This is a genomic window from Legionella dresdenensis (genome assembly GCF_042649825.1).
GTDB classification, from domain to species: Bacteria; Pseudomonadota; Gammaproteobacteria; order Legionellales; family Legionellaceae; genus Legionella_C; species Legionella_C dresdenensis.
On record NZ_JBHSAB010000001.1, the window covers coordinates 172,511 to 193,094 of the forward strand.

Here is a 20,584-nt window from a genome sequence, read left to right on the forward strand (position 1 = left end):
AACTTTAAAAATTATCGCTCACAAATTTCGTGTGGCTCAAAGAAAAACGCAATTTCAGTTGCAGCATTTTCAGCGCTGTCAGAACCATGGACTGCATTAGCATCAATGCTATCAGCAAAATCAGCACGGATAGTGCCAGGAGCCGCTTCTTTAGGATTGGTAGCGCCCATCAGTTCACGGTTTTTGGCAATTGCGTTTTCGCCTTGCAGGACTTGAATCATAACAGGACCTGAAATCATAAAAGTAACCAGATCGTTGAAAAACGGACGAGCTTTGTGAACAGCGTAGAAGCCTTCAGCTTGTTCACGAGTTAAATGAGCCATTTTAGCTGCAACGATTTTTAATCCGGCATTTTCAAAGCGGGCAGAAATCTGACCAATTACTGATTTTGCAACCGCATCAGGTTTAACAATAGATAAAGTTTTTTCAACAGCCATTTTATTGCTCCAGTTGATACAATTAAAGGGCATTATTATACATGATCATTGATTGGGATGATAGAAATATTGGAAAAATTTGTTCTGCAAGGATACTGTTATTCCCGCGAAGGCGGGAATCCATTTCTAGCGAACCTACTCTTCCTTATCAGATCCACCTAATTCAGAATCAAAATACAACGCTTCCTTGTTTTCCTGATCCTGAATTTCATTAACTCGATATTCAGGAAGCAATTGAATTAATTCTTTTGCTCTCAAAATAACTTTTTTAAATTCACCGCGATATCCTTTCAACTGCACCGCCATATCATTAATTTTTCCTGCAAACTCAATAAGAAGGCCTTGCGTATTCGCTGCGAACTCATCCAGAGCATGCAACTCATTGGAAAATATCTCCTTTGCCTCCGGCGTCAGGGAAATACCTAATAATTGCTCAACAGTACTCCAGTGTTTGTCATTTATCTGCCGGGTTTTAAACTCATACTGAGTGAGGAGCGCAATCAGTGCGCGTAAAATCTGCTGCTCTGATTTACCTGATTTTGACAATTTTCCTTTCACAGCTTTAGCCGCATTTTTTAATAGATTATTCCAGTTTGCGGCATGCTCAATAAGAGCGCGTTGACTCTCCACAATCAATGTTTTATGTGCGGTTTCAGTTTCAGCGTATTGCTCATTTAATTTCACAAACTCTGTACGTAATTCTTCAAGATTATATCGCGTGCCGCCGCCCGGCCCCTCTTCATCCTTACTGCCATCGGGAGAAATCAGAAAATCGATAAACATTTTTTGAGCGTACAATTGATAATCACGAGCCTGCTGCAGAATAATACCATTAAATATATTACGCAGCGGCACCCTTAATAAGCGATGATAAAAAGTCTCAGGGGTTTTCAGGGTATAGATTATCTCATTTGGACTTAATTTGATTTGATATTTATCGAGCAGGCGTTGTATTGTCACCAAACCATAGGTGGAAACCCAACCCGTCAAATCATTCTCAGCCTGTATTTCGCTCATTATTCTTCCAACTTGATTTTGTAACTGTCTGTGATATAAAGCTGTCATTTTACATTATATATCAAATTTCTATGCTAAACGCTCTTGCTAATGATTTGCAAACATTAAATGACTTTATTCGTCTGCCGACTCCCGATCGCTGGCTTGCGGCAGTCGCCGATAATCTGCCCCTTCTGCTTGTCGACCATGCTCATTGCGAACGGAAAGCGGCGGCAACCGCTATTAACCTGATCAGCAAATATCCCCACCATAAGGAACTGGTGGCTTTAATGTCGCCGCTGGCGCGTGAGGAAATGCTGCATTTCGAAAAAGTTATTGATTTAATGCAACTGCGTGGAATCAAATTTGGCTCTTTAACTCCCTCTGATTATGCTCAGCAATTGCATGCGTTGGCTACGCGGGCGAATAATCAGGAGCGGCTGCGGGATCTGTTACTAATCGGGGCTATTATTGAAGCGCGATCCTGCGAGCGTTTTTGCGCGTTGGTACCCATACTGGAGGATAAAGTACTGGCTCGTTTTTATTCTACCCTGCTTAAATCAGAAGCCAGGCATTATCAGGATTATTTGCATTTGGCGAATTTATATGGCGAGGGAGTTGAAGAAAGACTGGATTGTTTTCTTAAGGTTGAAAACAGGTTAATCAGTGCAGAGGATTCAGTGTTTCGGTTTCATAGCGGCGTGCCTGCTTTGCCGAATTAAAGGAGTGTTGGGCTTTACAGCCCAACCTACAGTAGTTTGATTAAGCGTAGGTTGGGCTGTAAAGCCCAACACTCCATTTGTATAGTTTTAAAACGGTCTGGTAGATAGTGGCGTGGGAGCCGTATCAACGCTCGCTTCTTCTTTCAACTCCTGCTTAACTTCCATTTTAAAGCGCCCGCTTAAAAATGCATTGAGCCCTTGTTCATCATCCTGGTTAAGCACATTGAATTGTTCTGCGGTCAACACCTGCCTGTCAGCAACATTTACCACGCTATTATCCTGTAGACACATATATCCCTTTGATAGAAACCAGCTCTCAACTGCTTTTTTAAGAAGTTGCTGGTGCTGCGGTTCGAGGTCATCACTCCCCAATTTGCCAGAAACAACAAGCTTGTTGTCATTATTAATTTCAATGGTAACTGACAGGGGCTCGATTTCCATCTCTTCTTTTAAACCAATTTGAGTTTTTGCAGCATCGATTACCTTACCCATAGTAAGCTGCCAAATAAATTTAAAACCGCGTTCGACTTTGACGCCATATGTTTTTGCTAAAGCGATATTTAACTTTTCCAGAGCTTTTACAATATCCATCATACCGGATACCCAGTCTGAATAGCCTTCCATCGCTTTTGCTTTCATCTCCCGGATGGCGTATTCAACCGAATGTTCATCAACCTGGCCATTTTCACCTTTTTTCCAACCCCAGGCTTTAAACATAGCCTCAATTTCGGCATCTCTCCTGGCAGCTTCCTGCTGTTCATTTAGCTGTCTCTTGATATCATTAGACTTTTTTTGCGCCGCTTCTTTAATAGCGGTTTCCTTTACCTGCTCAGCATCACCGCCTTGTAATAAATTAAGCGGATTGAGTGATTTAAGATCTGGCATTATAACAACTCCTGCTATATTTGGTCATAATAAAAACCCTTTGTATTATCATAACACAAAACCCGGGGCATGTCATCCCAGTCGCTTAAGACATATTGCTTATATTGCAGGCTATCCCAAGTATAGTCCTTAACGCCAGGTTTGTGAGTATGGCCATGTATCAGATTGTGCAATTTCAGGCTTGTCATATGGCTACGCATTGCCTCTGGCACTACATCAAACACGGCATTATTTTTATAGTGTTTTGTTCGGCTGATTTGACGGACGCCAGCAACCAGACGATTTCTGACGAACAGCGGCAAACGCAGGAAATGTTCAACAAACCAACGGTTACGGGTCAACCGGCGAAAGCGCTGATGAGCCTTGTCATTAATGCAATAGCGATCGCCATGAACGAGCAAAACCTGTTCAGTGCCCAGTTTTATGATTGCCGGTTCCTGTAAAATGGTCATCCCGGCTAGTTGGGCAAAATCGCTTCCTAATAAAAAATCACGATTACCATGCATAAAATACAGATTGATTCCATTATTAGACAGCTTTGCCAGTTGCACTGCAATTGCCTGACTCCAGGGAGTAACCGAATCATCGCCTGCCCAGGCATGGAAAAAATCACCGAGAATATATACCGACCTGGTATTAATCAATGCCCAATCAATAAACTGGTTAAAACGTTCGGTTATAGCCTCATCCAACGGATGTAAGTGCAAATCCGAAATAAACACTGCTTCTAGCATAAAGGCTCAATTTTAATATGCTCATCCTGAAGGAAAATCTGGCATGGTCCCGCATGCGGTACAATCGCGTCGCTTAATATATAAAAACCGGCAATTGACAAAAGCTCCGCTTCCAGCGACTGGCAAAAAATTCTCGCATTCCGGTCACCGCTAATACCTGCAAGCGCCCTGCCTCGTAAAGCGCCATAAACATGAATATTGCCATCGGCTAACAATTCAGCGCCATGACTTACCGAAGCCGTAATAACCAAATCACCGCCTTTGCTCACCACTTGCTGTCCGGAACGCACAGGCGTAGTCAGTAATTTTGTTTTCAGTGTTTCAACATGCGGCGCTTCATCGTTAACCTCTTCGATAAGCGGCTTATCGTGTGCTGACGAACCATGGAAAACCGCCAGACCATGGCATTGCGCCAGCGTAGCCAACAACGGATTAGCCCCCTGAATACCCACTGGCAACAAACTGTGCGAGCGCATGGACTTGCAGAGCGCATCCAAATCAACCTCTCCATCTCCAATAGCGCTGCAGTCCAATACTACCGGCGTATTATCAAATATTTTTGGCGCTTTCTGGATCACGTCATCCAATTGCTGTGCAAAATCATATTTATCCGCACTAAAAAGTTGGATAACAGTAAACGTATAAAGTCTGCCTTTCAGCTTAAAGGCCTGTGATTTCAATAAATTATCGCTCATTGTAACAATACCCATGGCTTTTTTTTTTATTTATACTACCATGAGAGAAATGATAACAGAAGGACATAATTGTGGAGAAAAGCTGGTTAGAACATTACCAACAGGGAGTACCTCATGAAATTAATCCTGACGAGTATTCGTCTTTAGTTCAGTTGTTTGAAGAATCTTGCCAACAGTATGCCAAGCGTGTCGCATATACAAACCTTGGCTGCGAGATAACTTATGGACAGCTTGATCAGCAGAGCAGGCAATTTGCCGCCTATTTACAGCAATTGGGGTTAAAAAAAGGCGATCGGGTTGCCATAATGATGCCAAATCTGCTGCAATATCCGGTTGCCTTATTTGGCGTTATGCGCGCAGGTTTTATAGTCGTGAACACCAATCCATTATATACACCGGATGAGTTGGCACATCAGCTAAATGATTCCGGCGCAGAAACAATCGTTGTTCTGGCCAATTTCGCCCATACGGTGGAAAAGGTATTGCCCAAAACTAACTTAAAGCATGTAATTGTTACTCAGATTGGCGATTTGTTTCCTGCATTTAAACGGGTGATTGTTAACGCTGTTGTTAAATATATCAAAAAAATGGTTCCTGCTTTTGTAATACCAAATGCAGTTACTTTTAACGATGCATTGGCAATCGGTAATGCAGGCTCCTATACACCTGCATCTCTGACTCACGATGATATCGCTTTTCTTCAATACACAGGCGGTACAACCGGCATCGCCAAGGGTGCAATGCTGACTCATGGCAATATGGTAGCGAATGTTTTACAGGCTTATTCCTGGATTAAACCGCTGGATATAGGCGATGAAGATATTATTGTCACTGCGTTGCCGCTTTATCATATCTTTTCGCTGACAGCCAACTGCCTTACCTTTATTAAGGCAGGAGCAAAAAATATATTAATTACCAATCCGCGCGATATTCCGCATTTCATTAATGAAATCAAGAATAGCAAATTTACCGCGATTACCGGAGTTAATACGCTATTTAATGCTTTGTTGAATAGCCCCAAACTTGCCGAAATCAACTTTTCCAAAGTAAAGCTCGCCCTTTCCGGCGGAATGGCATTACAGAAAAGTGTTTCCCTGCGTTGGCGCGAAATGACCAAAACCCGCGTTCTTGAAGCCTATGGCCTGACTGAAACCTGTCCAGCCGTTACCATTAATCCGCTTTATCTTGAAGAATATAATGGCAGTATTGGCTTGCCTTTACCTTCCACCGATATCTCTATCCGGGATGAAAACGGCCAGGAAGTTGGTGTACGCGAAACAGGCGAACTCTGTGTTAAGGGTCCGCAGGTCATGCGTGGTTATTGGCAACGTCCTGAAGAAACGGCATTGGTATTTACCAAAGACGGTTATTTGAAAACAGGCGATATGGCTCAGATTGACGAAAAAGGTTTCATTTATCTGGTAGATCGCAAGAAAGACATGATCGTTGTTTCCGGTTTTAATGTTTATCCTAATGAAGTCGAACAAGTTATAGGCCTCTTGCCTGGCGTTCAGGAAGTTGGCGTTATCGGCGTAGTCAGCGACGATACTGGCGAACGTGTCAAGGCTTGCATTGTTAAACGCGATCCGGCATTAACAGCCGAGCAGGTAATTGCCCACTGCCGTGAGCATTTAACGGCTTATAAAGTGCCGAAAATTGTTGAATTTTATAATGATCTGCCTAAAACCAATGTTGGGAAAATTTTGAGGCGGGCACTGAAATAATTGTATCTCAGGCATAAAATTATCATCCCCTCGAAGGGGGGATGATAATATTCCTTGCGGCAATAGCTCCGCGCTTATAAATTTGCGCCAGTATATTGAAGTCCCAGAGAAACCACATAACTCCTGTTGCTTAAACCCGAAGTGCCATTTGGGAAATATATTATTTCTCCAGAATCATTATCGCGAACCAGCATATCTCCTTTACTATTCGGGAAATAGTTTAATTCGCCTTCGGCAAAAAGTTTCACTTGCGGTTTAATGTAATACCCCAGATTAAGCGTGACATTATAAAATTCAGAGTCCTGGGAGTTATCCTGATATGTTAAATTACGCAGATAATGTTGATCAGTGTCTTTGGCATCAACATCAGGACCGTATTTGAATACACTATTAAACTCAAATGCATTCCTTACATAGTTTCCAGCCAGGCCAAGATAAGGGGCGCTAAAGGTTTGTTTGTATCCCAGACTTTTTTCTCCAGCCGGAAAACACCCGGTTATATTTCCATTCTGGTAATTGTAACATCCCCCTTTTGCCAGAAAACTGAACAAATTTCTTTGATATCCTATAATACCTGCAAAATGAGTATTATTTTCTGATGGGAGCCAGGCTCTGAGACTGAAATCAATCTTGTTCGCCTGGTTTAAACTTGTATTGTCATGATGAGACCAGTCAGTCCATTGTTCTTGCATTGGATTTAACCAATCATAATCGTCCATTACTGCATTGCCTGCTGCCAAAGTAATCCATCCCTGAGCATTAGCATCGAGCCATGACAACAGTTTAAAGTTTCCTTCTCCTTTAATAACTGCGCTACCTTTGATATCCCAATCCAGTTGACTTAATTGATAGTCTTCGACATAAACAAACTCTTGTGCTTTGCCTGTTAAATATCCTATGGAGCTATTTAATGAAAGGCGCTCAATCACTGAGTCCGCATTTGTTGCATGAGGTATTATAAAGGCGGTTGATAAAATTAACCCTGTTATTTTTTTCACTGTATTTCCTTAGATGTTGGACAACGGGCGCAAAACTAACAAATATTGATTTAATTTACAAGCTATTTCTCTTCATGACTGTTCTCGAAATTTTTAATTTTTGCTTTCAATATACTATTCTCAACCCTGACGGAGAGGTTGGGAATAGTAAGCAAGATCGCCTAACTGCTTCATAATCCTGGCTGTTGCGCCCCAGATAAATTTTGGATGTGGAGTAAATTGACAGCTGGATAGGCGATATCCGTTTTTTTCAACGAAAACTTTTTGATAATTATGTGGATTACAAACCTGGTCACAAGGCAGTAAAATAAGCTCATTGACCTCATCATGATTGATTTGATAAGGCTCAAGTGTTTCAAGTGCGGCAAGCCATGGATAAATCGTAAATCCTGTCAGGGTTATTTCGGTATTCAATTGCTGTTTTAAAATAACTCGTGCGCAATCTATGCCCAGTTCCTCATGCAATTCACGTAAGGCAGTCTGATAAAGGCTTTCATCTGATTGCTGCCATTGCCCGCCAGGGAAGCAGATTTCTCCTGGATGATCTTTTAAATGGCCAGTGCGTTCAGTTAACAGAATTGAATCGCTTTCCAACACATGCAAGACAATAACGGATGCGTCTTTACTCATAATAATCCTCTGATTATAGCTGCGATTTTGGTATTGCATTCTTCATATTCATCCTCGCAGTTTGAATCAATAACAATCCCTCCGCCAGCGGCCATATGCAATTGCCCGTCCAGGGCAGTTAATGTTCGAATTGCAACATTGCTGTCAAAATCGCCATGTGCCGAGAAATAGGCAATACTGCCGCAATAGACGCCGCGGCTATACTTTTCCCGTTCAACAATAACTTTCATCGCCTCCAGTTTTGGGGCGCCAGTGATTGAGCCGCAGGGAAAACAGCTTTCAAACGCCTGGAGCGCTGTTACCTCATCACGGCATTGTGCAGTAATCGTACTGACAAGATGGTGAACAGCGGCGTAACTTTCGAGGGCGCAGAGCTTTTCAACTTTTACTGTTCCAGGCTTGGCGATTTTACCTAAATCGTTCCGAAGCAAGTCTACTATCATAACATTTTCAGCCCGGTTTTTCAGGCTGTTGATTAACCGGTTTTTCAGAAATTCATCCTCATTTGCGTCAGCGGAACGTTTTTCACTTCCTTTAATTGGCGATGCCAGCAAGGTTTTGTCTGTCATTTTTATAAAGCGTTCTGGTGAAAATGACAGGATGCTCGCATCAGCTGTTTGCATAAACGCAGCGTAAGGCACCGGGTTTTTTTGCCTGATACGAATATAAGCCTGCCAGGGATCTCCTGCAATCGGAGCAATATACGGTTGGGTATAGTTCACCTGATAGCAGCGGCCGCGTTTTAATTCTTCCTGAATAATTTTAAATGCAATCGCATAATCTGATTCCCTTATCAGAGGCGTAAATGCTGATTTAACCGCATAATCCGACTGAGATTCGTTGCCCGCCCTGTGCCAACAGGCAAGTACATCCTGAATTAAATCTTTGGTATCAGGCTGGGTATTTGCAACAAACAAAGTCACTTTTCTTAAATGGTGATCAGTGATTATCGCCCAATCATAGAGCTTGAACTCCGCCAGGGGCAGTTGATTTGAAAACAGAGAATCCTGCAAAGGCAAGCCCCGAAGCAAGCAGGCCAGATCATATGAAAAAAAGCCGATAGCGCCGCCTTGAAACGGCAATGTCAGACCATATTGCCGTTGTGGAACAGCCTCTTCAATGAACCTGAAAATATTTTTGATCTGTTCAGATTTCGGTTGAAACGTTATGGTATGGTACGGTATGGCGCTTACAATGTCGTAACGCCCTCTGCTATGATCACTGCTTTCAAGCAATACAAAACCCGGCAAATTACGCAAACGATCGTAGAACTGCCCCATATCATGCTCGTATTTTAGCTCAAAAAGCTGGAATTTACTCATTTTAACCCTGATTTACTCTTTTTTTTATAGAAAATGCTTTACCTGCAAGGATAAAAATAATACTGTTTCTGCTGTTCCAAATCACTCTACAGAGAAGCTATGCGTATTTACTTTACCACAATTCAAATAGATGGAGCTTATCTAATATGGAATGTTAAAGGCAATGCTGCTACTTGTGAAAACAAGTTAACAGGCTCGACGAAACTTTTAAATGCTGAAGACGTTAATACGGAACTCAAACAACATAGGGTTAGTGGAATCAGCTATACTGTGAAAGGCCCTGAGATTAAAGACTACGAAACATTTTGCAAGACCAATAAGCCTTGTATAATTATTGACAATATCGATTTGCATACTGATATCCGCCCACGATTAACAACCAGCTCAAACTTGCTTCGGTCACAGAGTAACCCTGATTCGCCTACAATAACTATAACCAAAGCCAAAAGTCCTCGAAATAAAAAAAGCCCCCGATCAGTATCAGGTCCTATAACTCACTTTTTTTCTCCTTCTCCAAGCCCCCGAGCAACAACAGAAACACCAGAAGCGCCTCCCAGTCCGGAGCGGTATATTTCATCAAGTACTTTTCGCGCTGCAAGCTTAAAATTAGAAGATCTGATACCAGAGCCCAAAACTGGAGTGGATGACATTTTTAGACAAACTCGTTGTTATGAAAAGCAAAATAACAATCGGGAAAATAATATGGCAACTGAGTCCTCTAAAATAATAAAAAGATTGTCAACCATTTTTATTAAAAGCCAGTCTGAACTAAGTTCCTTAATAGAACCCTACCTGGTCCTTAAGATTTATCCAATCAAAGAAGCACAAATTGAATTAATAAAACAGCTATTTGATACCATTTTAGCACCACTGATGCCTCGACCTTCGGCCAAGTTGACATTCTTCTTCAAGATGGCAATCAAAGAGGCCATGAATAATCCGCCCTTTAACCAACAGAAAAAATTAAGGGTGCCTCTTACCCAGGAACCGGCATTGTTTAAATCCCAACAACAACGATTTTATGCAATGAGCAAAATTGCATTGGTAGCAGCACAAACCATGCTTATGCCCTTATATTTTTTTGTTTCACCGGAAATTACCAGTACGCAATTAACCAAAGATCCAGAATTACAGCGAGAATTAGATAATTTTAAAGAAATAATAATAACCGGGACTCATGTTTTTAAAATTCTTGAAATTTTGTACCAGCTGAGTGAAAAAACAATGCAATCAGGATTAATTGAGCACGACATTATTGAAAAAAGAAATGCGTTCAGGGAAAGTTTGGCAGAAACCCCCGACACAATCAGTCTTTCTGAATACACTAATGACTTCAATGATTGTTATGAATCGTGGGTGGCGCTGGTTAGAAATTCATCATCTATCGGCAAAAAAGCTAAAACAGATTTTCGGCAACAATTAATCGCTCAGTTGCTGCAGGAGTTCAACGGACCGACGGGACTTAAGGCTGAAATATACAATGACACAACAGCATTCTATCTCACCTTGCCTAAAGAAGAACGATTTGACTATTACCCACAGGCTGATGACAAAACACCTGATCTTTACTTGTCTGCTGAACTTGCCGCCAGTTTTAAAAAGGACTATCCACAGTTGCAAAAATGCAAAAATTTGTCAGATTTAATTCAAACCAGTTGCAAATTATTGAGGGAAAAATTCAAGGAGCAAATTCTCAAGCATGTCGGGGATGTAAAAAAAATGAAAGAACGGGAGAAGCAGCCAGTGGAGTTAGAGAGGGATGAGATTTTAGATCCGGTTTCGTTTGTAAGATCGTTTGGATAATAGTAACCAATCACAGTTTATTCATGTAATTGATTGAGTGTTGGGCTTTACAGCCCATAGACGTCAAGCTAAGCCAGGTACATAGGAAATTAGAATAGTAAATGTACAAAATTCCTTAACTGACTGCTATGTGTTTTACAGTCCATATTCGTTCGGCCTGAGGAAAATGCGGAGCATTTGTCTCGAAGGCGTGGCACTGTACCACAGGCTTCGAGACAGCGCTAAAGCGCTTCCTCAGCCCGAACGATATTGTGAAATATAGAAATTTAATTCCTTAGCTTGACGGCTATGGGCTTTTCAGCCCAACACTCATTTCCTTAATATTCCTACAGCAGCTATGCTGCCACTACCATTTATTGCAATTTGTGAGTATGCTATTGCGACATTGTGATCAAGGAGATAATTCGTGACTATAGTCGCCCGTTTTGAAATAGCATTTCATCAGGTGGTTAACGAACAGGGAGAAAAATGTGGTGAATTGCCCGCTTTTGCGCAGGACAACGCAGTTTTGCAGGCACTATATCGCACCATGGTTCTTACCCGGACTTTTGATAAAAAAGCAATTGCCCTACAGCGTACTGGCAAAATGGGAACTTATGCCCCGATCAATGGCCAGGAAGCAATTTCTACGGCTATAGGCCATGCCATGCGTAAAGAGGATGTCCTTGTTCCCTATTACCGTGACTATGCTGCTCAAATTCAGCGCGGCGTCAAAATGTCAGAGATATTTTCCTATTGGGGCGGAGATGAGCGCGGCAGCCAATTTGTTAATAATACTGAAGATTTGCCGATTTGCGTTCCCATTGCTTCTCAATGTCTGCATGCAGCAGGTATTGGTTTCGCATTCAAATACCGTAATCAGCCTCGGGTGGCGGTTACCTGTATCGGCGAAGGCGGAACATCTGAAGGCGATTTTTATGAGGCGATTAACGTGGCCGGCGCCTGGAATTTACCCGTTGTCTTTGTGGTCAACAATAACCAATGGGCCATTTCAGTACCCTTATCCAAACAGACTGCGACTGAAACCGTTGCTCAAAAGGCTATTGCTGCAGGATTTAGCGGTGTCCAGGTCGATGGCAATGATGTCATTGCTTGCCGTCAGGTAATTGGCGAGGCGATTGAAAAGGCACGAAATGGCGGCGGCCCTACCCTGATCGAAGCTATTACTTACCGTCTTTGCGATCACACAACAGCCGATGACGCGACTCGTTATCAGCCTCAGGAAGAAGTTGAACAGGCAAAACCGAAAGAGCCGATCAGCCGATTCAGACATTTTCTTGAAGCCGAAGGCATCTGGAATAATGCGCTTGAAGAACAGGTACAAAAAGAAAGCTCTGAACAAGTGCAACAGGCAGTTGATGAATACCTTAACCGCACTCCGCAGTCGGTCAGCGCGATTTTTGATTATCACTATGCCGAACTGCCTGACTATTTAATCGAGCAACGAGCTATTGCAATGGAGGAAGCCGCTCATGCCTGATATTACTCTGATTGAAGCTGTAACCCAGGCGTTAGCCTACGAATTGGAGCACGATGAAAACGTACTCGTTTTTGGTGAAGACGTAGGTAAGAATGGCGGTGTATTCCGGGCAACGCAGGGTTTGCAGGATCGCTTTGGCGAGCGTCGGGTATTTGATTCGCCGCTGGCTGAATCCATGATTGCCGGACTGGCAATCGGAATGTCGACTCAGGGCTTAAGGCCTGTCGCTGAATTTCAGTTTATGGGCTTTATTTATCCAGCCATGAATCAGATTATTTCCCATGCCGCCCGAATGCGTAACCGTACACGCGGACGGCTGCACTGTCCGCTTGTTTTCCGGGCGCCGTTTGGCGGTGGTATTCGGGCACCGGAACATCATTCTGAAAGCACTGAAGCCCTGTTTGCCCATATACCGGGACTACAGGTGGTAATTCCTTCATCACCCAAACGGGCGTATGGCCTGTTATTAGCCGCTATCCGCAATCCTGATCCGGTTATTTTCCTTGAGCCTAAACGCATTTACCGTCTGGTTAAACAACCGGTTGAAGATAATGGCGAAGCATTACCATTAGGTAAATGTTTTACCTTACAACAAGGCGACGATATTACGCTGGTCAGTTGGGGAGCAAGCATGCACGAAACGCTGCAGGCGGCCAGACAACTTGGCGAGGAAGGTATTTCCTGCGAGATTATCGATGTTGCCACTATCAAGCCACTGGACATAGAGACTATTATTGCTTCCGTGGAGAAAACCGGTCGTTGCGTCATTGTCCATGAAGGCGCCAGAACAGGCGGCGTTGGCGCTGAAATTTCCGCCCAATTGATGGAGCATTGCCTGGCTGATTTACAGGCGCCAGTACAAAGGGTAACAGGTTATGATACCGTAATGCCTTATTTTCAGCTTGAAAAATTATATATACCCAGCGTCAAGCGTATCAAAGACAGTGTTATGAGCATAATGGAGTGAGCATGAATATTTTTAATTTACCTGATTTGGGTGAAGGATTACCGGACGCGGAAATTCACGAGTGGTTTGTCAAAGAAGGCGATCATGTCCTTACCGATCAGCCTCTGGTATCGATGGAAACAGCCAAGGCGGTTGTTGATGTTCCCTGCCCTCATGATGGCGTTATTGGCAAGCTGTTTGGTAAACCCGGCGATATTATTAAAACCGGCGAGCCGCTGGTAGGCTTTGCTGCGGCAACGGCTCAGCGAGTCGATAAAGGAACGGTTGTCGGCAATCTTGAGGAAAGCCATGAAACCAGTGAAGATAATTTTACCATTGGCGCAATAAAAACCTCATCCCAACGCATTAGAACTACACCTGCCGTGCGTATGCTGGCAAAAAAACTGGGCATAGATTTGGCCACGCTACACGGAACAGGCGATCATGGCGTAATTACCCGGGAAGATGTGGAAAAAGCCGCTGGTAAATCCTCTGTCATGCCTGAAGGCTATGAAGCGCTGCGCGGTGTACGCCGGGCCATGTTAAGCAGCATGGTACAATCCCATCAAGAGGTTGTTCCAGTCAGTATTTTTGATGAAGCCGATATCCAGCAATGGAAAAGCGGTACTGATATTACTGCCCGTCTGATTCAGGCTATCGTTCATGGCTGTAAACAGGAACCAGCGCTTAATGCCTGGTTTGACACTGGCCACAGCGCCCGTAAATGTTTTGAGGAAGTGCATCTCGGTCTGGCAATGGACACCGCAGACGGGTTATTTGTTCCGGTAATTCATAATGCCGGCAGTCATTCAACAGCAGAACTGCGCACGATTATTGATGACTTTAAAAAATCGGTTGGCGAGCGTGCTGTACCGGCAGATAAATTAAAAGGGGCGACTATAACGCTGTCCAATTTCGGTAAATTTGCCGGCCGCTTTGCCAGCCCGATAATTGTTCCGCCTATGGTGGCTATTCTGGCGGTTGGCCGTTTGTACGATGCTCCGGTAGTAAGTGCAGGCAAGATTGAATCTCATCGTATGCTGCCGTTGTCGTTAAGTTTTGATCATCGTGCAGTAACAGGCGGTGAAGCAACACGGTTTTTAGGTGCGGTGATTGAATCGTTGAGTGCGCCGTAGGTTGAAAATTGTCATTCCCGCGCAGGCGGGAATGACATGTTGAACCGATTATGCCGCAGGTGGGACGATTCCACTGGCAGTTTTATCCATCTTGCCAATCTGATTCTCTCGCTCAGTGTTAAAGCTAATGAAGAATGCATGACCGGTAAACAGTTTACTGACTGCTGCTGGTATGAATAAAGTCAGCGTATTGATTATATCAGCAACGATTGGCAACCAGACACTACGATGTTTACCCATCATATCATCCTGGCTGTGTAACAGTACTTTAAAATCTTCGGCAAACTGTTTCATGAATTGATGATTGTTAAACTTATCGGCGTGATTAACTATCAAATCATCAATTCGTTGCTGTAAAGCAGCAGCCAGCTTTGCTGCACATTGCCCTGCTTCAGGCGATTTGGTTTTAATTTTTTCGCCGTAAGCTTTCATCTCGCTAATTTGAAGGTTCAATGTATCAAGATGATCAAGTTGTGCATTTTGCTTATTTTTTACTGTGATATTGGAAGTTGCATTCGCAAAAGCCCTGCGTTGGGTTAATGCATCTACGGCCCTTTGATGATCAACGGGAACTATTGCAACCAATCCTTGCTCAAGATTGGCAGGCGCTGCCTTTTTGTAATCCGTGATCTGAACTAAAATCCGGTTTAAAACAGGCCGCAGAGTATCCCCGGCATTCTTCTTGACTGTTTTTACGGCTAACAATAATGCTGCTGAATCACCGGAGCTAACAAAAGCGTCTACATCCGATTTAATTGCATTAATTACATCTTGACGTTGTTTTTCGCCGTTCTTATATACAAAATCTTTAGCGACATGTTGCGAGTGTGCATCGCTTAGATATTTATCCAGTTGCTGGCCAATTTCTTCCTTAATCGCTTTTCTTTTTGTAATACGGGCTTCAATTTTATTAAATTTGTCCTGAACAGCCTCAATCCCTGCGCGTAACCCCCTCCGCGCATCCTTGAAAAGCCCATATGCCGCATGTAACTCTTGCTCAGACTGTGTATTGGCTATTAAGGTATCGCCCAGTTCAAAATTTATAACCGGCTGCTCGCTCAAATTTGAAAACTCTTGTTTTAAGCGCCCAAACTCAGACACTTCCTCAGTGAATACATAGTTCAGATTCGCCAATTTTGTGTCGCAAGCCAGCCGTTCGTTATTCAATTGCGTGGTTACTGTACTGCAAACGCTGTCAAAAGCTTCATTTAGTGTAACTGAAGTCCTATCAAGCAGCGCCATATTGCCTGGGTCGGCTTGATCAGAACTGTAGATCGCATATTCAATTTGCTTGCCTTTCAGCGCTGCGATATCTTCAACTAACACCTTATAATGATCACAATAAGCTTTATAGTTAGAAACCGATGGTTGACTGTCAGCTATTTGTTCTGCAAATAATTTAACCTTAGTCTCTAGCTGTTTAAACTCATTATTTATTGCTTCTGTAATTTTTTGCTTATAATTTTCGTTAATTTCAGACAGCTGGTAAACCAACTCGATTAATCCACTGTCCAGACTGGTCAGGGCTGAAGCCATTTCGGCGCTTCGCTCTGCGGCAGTACCATTCTTTAGCTCTGATAATTTTTTCTCAAGCGACTTGATTTGATTTGCTGTCAATTCAGCGATTTCTTCATACCCATTTTTCAACTCTTCCACAGAGTTAGCTTTGGCCAGTTTATCTTTTAAAGCTGTAATTTTCTGTTCCAACATCCTGTAATCCTTTATTACACCGCTAATATTACGGAGTATATCAAGTTCTGCTGCTAATTGGGCATATTGATCCAGTTGATTTTTATTTTCCTGTTGTTGCGCATTTAATTGCAGCAGACGGTTTTTTGCTTTATCACTAACCGTTTGAGAATTTGCAAGAGCTTGCAGATTATTTTCCAGATTGGTAATTGTAGTTTCTATTGTAGCAATACTGTCGTTATTGTTTATCGCTGATTTATAAGCTTCATATCGAGCTGTTACTAATATTTTAAAAGTAGTAAATGGACTATCGCTTACCAAAGCCATCAACTTGTCCATAAATCCACTGGATGGGGGATTTTGTCTCACATTATTCCAATAATTAAATTGATTCGAAACATTTAATATATCTAATAAGGTACGCAAACGAGCTTCAGGGGACAATTCCGGCTCAAATCCAATATCATCGGCTAATATTGCGTCAAAATTGAGAACGTTATTTGATTTGTTTAGAACATCTATAATTCGTAATAAAATACTATAAGAAGAGTCAGAGCCCTCAGTATTTTGAATAGTTGATTTAAAATCAGGCAGGTAAACAGTCTTAATCTGCGCTATAGTAGCAATGACGGTCTGAGAGTTTTCAATTGTAATGTTAACTTTTCCTAATTTACTCAGTATATTATTCAATTCATTTTGATTAGCCTTCAGACTATCATTATGCGCTGTTACAGCTGCATTAAGGTTATTTATATCCTTATTAATTTGGTCGTTTACCTCATCCAGCTCAGCTCTATTAATTGTTTCATACAGTCTGGTTTTTTCCTCAAAAACAGTCTCAAAAGCAGTAAATGCGTTTTGCTCTGCTGCTGGGTCAATTAACTCTAACTCAGCTGCAGGCTCACTTTGTGGTACAGGCGCTGCTTCTTGTGCAGGCACTGTAACCGCTTCAATAGCAGGTTCAACAGGAGGTTGTTGTTCAGCTGCTGTTCCTGAAACATTCAGTTCATTTTCATGAGTTTGCTCGGTAAACATGGTAATTAGTTTCCTTTTAAAGTTTAAATAGGCTTTATGGAAAGGAATTTGTTTAGTTCCTGACACAATAAAATAATTTACTTCATTTGATGTTGCTGTTGACTCGGTGTTAATGGTGTAGGTTAATGTGAAATCGATTAGTTTTTTGCTTTTAAGTATTTGGGTTTTATGTACTGCCTTTGGATTCAGGAACGAAAGCAATGTACTCACCCCCTCCGGCATCTTTTCAGCAATTTTTTTTATTTTTTTTCTTAAATCAGAAAATTCTTCGCCCTGAAGATTTAATTCATATTTATCAAGAATATTACTTCCCATCTTCTCGCCAAGAAACGCTGGAAGCTGCCATGCCACATTATTGGCACGAATAGCAGGATATTTTTTAAAGAAATTCTCAATGTCGCTTTTAAATCTGGCTAGTAATTTTTGATAATCAGCGCCTGGTATTTTACTAATAGCCTTTTTTATATTTTCTGATTTATCAACCTTATCGATAATAAGTCTCTCAATAGACTGGGCATCTTGTTCAGAGGACATGCCGCTAAGCAGCTGTGGTAAATTTTCAGCTAAAATATGAATTAATTGATAATCAGCCTTATAAAAAGTGGGGAGGCTTTTTAATAATTTTTGGGCGTGACGAGCTACAAATATGAATCTCGCTTTATCTGGATTATTGCCATTATCCAGTTTTGGCAAGATGTCATCTTGCATAAATACTATAATTTCATGTAACAGCTTGATCTGATTAAAGGAATATAAAAATGATTCACTTGCCGGTATATTCAATGGACGTGTTTGAAGAGCCTGCTCAAGTACAGTTCTTGTTTCATCGAAGAGTGTTTTCAAACCACTTTGCGCTATTGTTGAATACATCACGATCGTCTTTTTATCTAAATCGTTTGATTTTACTACTTGAAGCTTAAGAAATTATTAAACTGTAAAAATAATACCGATTTTAAGTGTGTGTTAGGCTGCACTCCGTTTAGCCCAACACTCCATTAATTTCAATTCCCTCATGCTTTACAGCTCAACCTACTCTGGAATAATATTAAGTGATTAATCAGACAAGGAATGTTATGAATCGATTTACCAATAAACTGATATTGGCAATTTTTTTACTTTTCTCCTTCGGCATTACCCCTGCACAGGCAAAAATTAAAATCGGTACGGTGTTTTTCGATCCACCCTTTGTTATGGCTCCCGGACAAGGGTTTAATTACGATCTGATTGCAACTATCTGCAAAGGGCTGCAAGAAGATTGTCAAATTCAGCAAATGGATTTCGGTACGCTATTCACGGCCGTGACAAATGGCCGGGTTGATCTTGCTGTCGGGATTTCCATCGATAGCCAGCGTAAGAACAATTTTATATTCAGCCTTCCTTATATGCTAAGTAAAGCCCAGTTTATGATTTCAACCAATAATAAAGTCAAAACCATTGCTAATCTTCAAAATGGTAAAATAGGCATTATTAAAGAAGATCAAAATGGTATCCTGTATAATTATCTAATGAGCCAAAGTACCTATCAATTCAAAATCGTCACCTTTGATGATATAGAAGATTTGATTACCGGGCTGAATGAGAATACCATCAATGCTGCTTTTATCCATGCGCCAAGCCTTGCTTATTGGGTACAAAACAGTGATGGTCAGTTTGCCGCTTTAGGCGCTCCTGTAACGCTTGGTGAAGGCATTGCTTTTATGGGATTAGCTAACCAACAGGCGCTTATCCAGAGCATTAATCAGCAACTGCAAAAAATGGAAACTGATAATGCTTACCTGAACCTTTACAAAAATTATTTTAGCAGTTAAATGAAAGAACAAATATATGATGTTGCAATAATTGGAGGCGGTATAAATGGCTGCGGAATAGCAGCCGATGCCGCCATGCGCGGCCTGTCTGTGATATTGTTTGAGAAAGACGATATTGCGTCCAAAACTTCTTCCAGCAGCAGCAAACTTATTCATGGCGGTCTGCGATACCTGGAATATTATGATTTTAAACTGGTAAAAAAGGCGCTTGATGAACGGCAAACGTTGTTAGACCTGGCGCCTAATCTTATTCATCCGTTGTCATTTGTCTTACCTTATCAAAAATCATTACGGCCCGGCTGGCTTTTAAGGCTCGGACTTTTTCTGTATGACAATTTAAGCCGGAAAAATAAGTTACCCAAAAGCAAGCTTGTAAAACGCACACAGCATCACCCTTATTTTGAGCCATTAAAGCCTGAGTTTGACAAAGGATTCTTGTACTATGACTGCGCGACTGACGACGCCAGACTGACTCTTACCAATGCCATACAAGCCAGAAATCATGGTGCGGCTATTCATCCTCAAACCGAAATGATTCAGGCTCAGGTCAAAGATAATCTTTGGCTGCTTACGGTTCAAAGGGGTCAGGAGCTGGTGACGATACAAGCAAAAACCCTGATTAACGCAGCTGGGCCATGGGTGAATTCAGTCAATGAAAGACTGGCCATTCCAGCGCAACTTGCCTTATCTCATGTTAAAGGCAGCCATATTGTCGTGCATAAACTCTATGATGGTAATCATGCCTACCTCTTGCAAAATGACGATAATCGCATTGTGTTTGTCATTCCATATCATGGTAATACGTTGATTGGCACTACCGATGTCGCTTTTACCGGTGATCTTAATCAAATTACTATCTCACCCGATGAGATTAATTATTTATTTGGACTTGTTAGCCATTATTTTAATCAACATTTGTCGCCAGCCAATATTATCAATACCTGGAGCGGCGTCCGCCCATTGCTTGCGGTTCAGGGGGAATCGCCACAGGCATTAAGCAGAGATTATATTTGCTCTTTTATCCAGGTCCCTGCCCCTGTGGTTTGTGTATATGGCGGCAAGATCACGACCTATAGACAATTAGCTAAAGAGGCGGTTACGCTCTTGCGGGCTGTTTTTCCTGCGTTGCCGGACACACTAACGGATAGAGCCCTACTGCCCGGCGCCTCACTCAGCCATCTTAAATACCGGGAATACTGTGATTATGCCGGCAAACATTATTATTGGCTTGATAAAGATCTTCTGGAGCGCTTGCTGCAAACGTATGGTACCAGAACAGAATTAATTGTTGGTAACAGCTTATCGATATCCGATCTGGGCATGCATTTTGGCCATGGGCTGTTTCAGCGTGAGGTTGATTATTTATGCTCGGAGGAATGGGCCAGAACCAGTGATGATATTTTATGGCGCCGTACCAAGCTTGGTTTGTATTACAGTGCTGTAGAGAAGAAAGCGCTGGATGATTATCTGAGACAGTTTTGCGTTTCGGTATCTAATAAAAATATATGTCTCGAAGAAGCATAGATACGATGCAGGTTGGGCTG

General features: G+C 42.1%; 17 protein-coding genes. 8 read left to right on the top strand and 9 right to left on the bottom strand.

Translation table 11 applies throughout. From position 1 onward, the window contains the following. Positions 1 to 11 precede the first annotated feature (11 nt). The gene (ndk, locus tag ACFORL_RS00845; RefSeq protein ID WP_382340155.1) at positions 12 to 437 is read right to left on the bottom strand and encodes a nucleoside-diphosphate kinase; all 426 of its coding nucleotides are present in this window, start codon (positions 435 to 437) and stop codon (positions 12 to 14) included. Positions 438 to 572: 135 nt separating this feature from the next. Next, complete coding sequence (locus ACFORL_RS00850) at positions 573 to 1,454, bottom strand: hypothetical protein (RefSeq protein WP_382340157.1); 882 nt, start codon at positions 1,452 to 1,454, stop codon at positions 573 to 575. Positions 1,455 to 1,525: 71 nt separating this feature from the next. Here ACFORL_RS00850 and miaE point away from each other — a divergent pair, with 71 nt between their 5' ends. Further along, the gene (gene miaE, locus ACFORL_RS00855) at positions 1,526 to 2,155 is read left to right on the top strand and encodes a tRNA-(ms[2]io[6]A)-hydroxylase (RefSeq protein WP_382340159.1); all 630 of its coding nucleotides are present in this window, start codon (positions 1,526 to 1,528) and stop codon (positions 2,153 to 2,155) included. A gap of 87 nt (positions 2,156 to 2,242) precedes the next feature. On the opposite strand, the gene ACFORL_RS00860 is transcribed toward miaE, so the two are convergent. From ACFORL_RS00860 to minC, 3 genes are read right to left on the bottom strand one after another with little or no spacing between them, the layout of a single operon-like run. Further along, positions 2,243 to 3,040 carry a hypothetical protein gene (locus ACFORL_RS00860; protein ID WP_382340161.1) on the bottom strand — a complete coding sequence of 266 codons (798 nt, stop codon included), beginning with the start codon at positions 3,038 to 3,040 and terminating at the stop codon, positions 2,243 to 2,245. Between the two features lie 14 nt (positions 3,041 to 3,054). Continuing rightward, positions 3,055 to 3,774: a UDP-2,3-diacylglucosamine diphosphatase gene (locus ACFORL_RS00865; protein WP_382340163.1), complete on the bottom strand. Its 720-nt coding sequence runs from the start codon at positions 3,772 to 3,774 to the stop codon at positions 3,055 to 3,057. Further along, the gene (gene minC, locus ACFORL_RS00870) at positions 3,768 to 4,469 is read right to left on the bottom strand and encodes a septum site-determining protein MinC (protein WP_382340165.1); all 702 of its coding nucleotides are present in this window, start codon (positions 4,467 to 4,469) and stop codon (positions 3,768 to 3,770) included. Before minC ends, ACFORL_RS00865 begins: the two co-directional genes overlap by 7 nt. A 71-nt stretch (positions 4,470 to 4,540) precedes the next feature. On the opposite strand from minC, the gene ACFORL_RS00875 reads away from it, so the two are divergent. After that, positions 4,541 to 6,193 (top strand): AMP-binding protein, encoded by a 1,653-nt coding sequence (locus ACFORL_RS00875; RefSeq protein WP_382340166.1) that lies wholly within the window; start codon positions 4,541 to 4,543, stop codon positions 6,191 to 6,193. A 74-nt stretch (positions 6,194 to 6,267) separates the two neighbouring features. On the opposite strand, the gene ACFORL_RS00880 is transcribed toward ACFORL_RS00875, so the two are convergent. The 3 genes from ACFORL_RS00880 to pabB all read right to left on the bottom strand — a co-directional run bounded on the left by ACFORL_RS00880 (position 6,268) and on the right by pabB (position 9,143). Continuing rightward, complete coding sequence (locus ACFORL_RS00880; RefSeq protein WP_382340167.1) at positions 6,268 to 7,191, bottom strand: omptin family outer membrane protease; 924 nt, start codon at positions 7,189 to 7,191, stop codon at positions 6,268 to 6,270. Between the two features lie 120 nt (positions 7,192 to 7,311). After that, positions 7,312 to 7,821 carry an NUDIX hydrolase gene (locus ACFORL_RS00885; RefSeq protein ID WP_382340169.1) on the bottom strand — a complete coding sequence of 170 codons (510 nt, stop codon included), beginning with the start codon at positions 7,819 to 7,821 and terminating at the stop codon, positions 7,312 to 7,314. Beyond that, on the bottom strand, positions 7,818 to 9,143 hold the full coding sequence (gene pabB / locus ACFORL_RS00890; protein ID WP_382340171.1) for an aminodeoxychorismate synthase component I: 1,326 nt from the start codon (positions 9,141 to 9,143) through the stop codon (positions 7,818 to 7,820). The genes ACFORL_RS00885 and pabB overlap by 4 nt, the downstream gene beginning before the upstream one ends. A 702-nt stretch (positions 9,144 to 9,845) precedes the next feature. Between pabB and ACFORL_RS00895 the strand changes: the two genes are divergently transcribed. The 4 genes from ACFORL_RS00895 to ACFORL_RS00910 all read left to right on the top strand — a co-directional run bounded on the left by ACFORL_RS00895 (position 9,846) and on the right by ACFORL_RS00910 (position 14,508). Further along, positions 9,846 to 10,946 carry a hypothetical protein gene (locus ACFORL_RS00895; protein ID WP_382340173.1) on the top strand — a complete coding sequence of 367 codons (1,101 nt, stop codon included), beginning with the start codon at positions 9,846 to 9,848 and terminating at the stop codon, positions 10,944 to 10,946. 406 nt (positions 10,947 to 11,352) lie between these two features. Beyond that, a complete protein-coding gene (gene pdhA / locus ACFORL_RS00900; RefSeq protein WP_382340175.1) occupies positions 11,353 to 12,426 on the top strand; it encodes a pyruvate dehydrogenase (acetyl-transferring) E1 component subunit alpha in 1,074 nt (357 codons plus the stop codon). Further along, complete coding sequence (locus tag ACFORL_RS00905) at positions 12,419 to 13,393, top strand: alpha-ketoacid dehydrogenase subunit beta (RefSeq protein ID WP_382340176.1); 975 nt, start codon at positions 12,419 to 12,421, stop codon at positions 13,391 to 13,393. Before pdhA ends, ACFORL_RS00905 begins: the two co-directional genes overlap by 8 nt. A gap of 2 nt (positions 13,394 to 13,395) precedes the next feature. Further along, on the top strand, positions 13,396 to 14,508 hold the full coding sequence (locus ACFORL_RS00910) for a dihydrolipoamide acetyltransferase family protein (protein WP_382340178.1): 1,113 nt from the start codon (positions 13,396 to 13,398) through the stop codon (positions 14,506 to 14,508). A 48-nt stretch (positions 14,509 to 14,556) separates the two neighbouring features. Here the strand turns inward: ACFORL_RS00910 and ACFORL_RS00915 are convergent, their stop codons facing one another. Then, positions 14,557 to 18,105: a hypothetical protein gene (locus ACFORL_RS00915; RefSeq protein WP_382340180.1), complete on the bottom strand. Its 3,549-nt coding sequence runs from the start codon at positions 18,103 to 18,105 to the stop codon at positions 14,557 to 14,559. A gap of 200 nt (positions 18,106 to 18,305) precedes the next feature. On the opposite strand from ACFORL_RS00915, the gene ACFORL_RS00920 reads away from it, so the two are divergent. Continuing rightward, positions 18,306 to 19,040 (top strand): transporter substrate-binding domain-containing protein, encoded by a 735-nt coding sequence (locus tag ACFORL_RS00920; protein ID WP_382340181.1) that lies wholly within the window; start codon positions 18,306 to 18,308, stop codon positions 19,038 to 19,040. Then, the gene (gene glpD, locus ACFORL_RS00925) at positions 19,041 to 20,564 is read left to right on the top strand and encodes a glycerol-3-phosphate dehydrogenase (RefSeq protein ID WP_382340182.1); all 1,524 of its coding nucleotides are present in this window, start codon (positions 19,041 to 19,043) and stop codon (positions 20,562 to 20,564) included. The last annotated feature ends 20 nt before the right edge of the window (positions 20,565 to 20,584 follow it).

What these genes read in the sequence shown, in the direction of transcription:
- ACFORL_RS00860 (WP_382340161.1), bottom strand. Translation starts at nt 3,040, where the DNA reads ATGCCAGATCTTAAATCACTCAATCCGCTTAATTTATTACAAGGCGGT.
- glpD (WP_382340182.1), top strand. Translation starts at nt 19,041, where the DNA reads ATGAAAGAACAAATATATGATGTTGCAATAATTGGAGGCGGTATAAAT.
- ACFORL_RS00920 (WP_382340181.1), top strand. Translation starts at nt 18,306, where the DNA reads ATGAATCGATTTACCAATAAACTGATATTGGCAATTTTTTTACTTTTC.
- ACFORL_RS00865 (WP_382340163.1), bottom strand. Translation starts at nt 3,774, where the DNA reads ATGCTAGAAGCAGTGTTTATTTCGGATTTGCACTTACATCCGTTGGAT.
- minC (WP_382340165.1), bottom strand. Translation starts at nt 4,469, where the DNA reads ATGAGCGATAATTTATTGAAATCACAGGCCTTTAAGCTGAAAGGCAGA.
- pabB (WP_382340171.1), bottom strand. Translation starts at nt 9,143, where the DNA reads ATGAGTAAATTCCAGCTTTTTGAGCTAAAATACGAGCATGATATGGGG.
- ACFORL_RS00850 (WP_382340157.1), bottom strand. Translation starts at nt 1,454, where the DNA reads ATGAGCGAAATACAGGCTGAGAATGATTTGACGGGTTGGGTTTCCACC.
- ACFORL_RS00910 (WP_382340178.1), top strand. Translation starts at nt 13,396, where the DNA reads ATGAATATTTTTAATTTACCTGATTTGGGTGAAGGATTACCGGACGCG.
- ACFORL_RS00885 (WP_382340169.1), bottom strand. Translation starts at nt 7,821, where the DNA reads ATGAGTAAAGACGCATCCGTTATTGTCTTGCATGTGTTGGAAAGCGAT.
- miaE (WP_382340159.1), top strand. Translation starts at nt 1,526, where the DNA reads ATGCTAAACGCTCTTGCTAATGATTTGCAAACATTAAATGACTTTATT.
- ACFORL_RS00905 (WP_382340176.1), top strand. Translation starts at nt 12,419, where the DNA reads ATGCCTGATATTACTCTGATTGAAGCTGTAACCCAGGCGTTAGCCTAC.
- ACFORL_RS00895 (WP_382340173.1), top strand. Translation starts at nt 9,846, where the DNA reads ATGGCAACTGAGTCCTCTAAAATAATAAAAAGATTGTCAACCATTTTT.
- ndk (WP_382340155.1), bottom strand. Translation starts at nt 437, where the DNA reads ATGGCTGTTGAAAAAACTTTATCTATTGTTAAACCTGATGCGGTTGCA.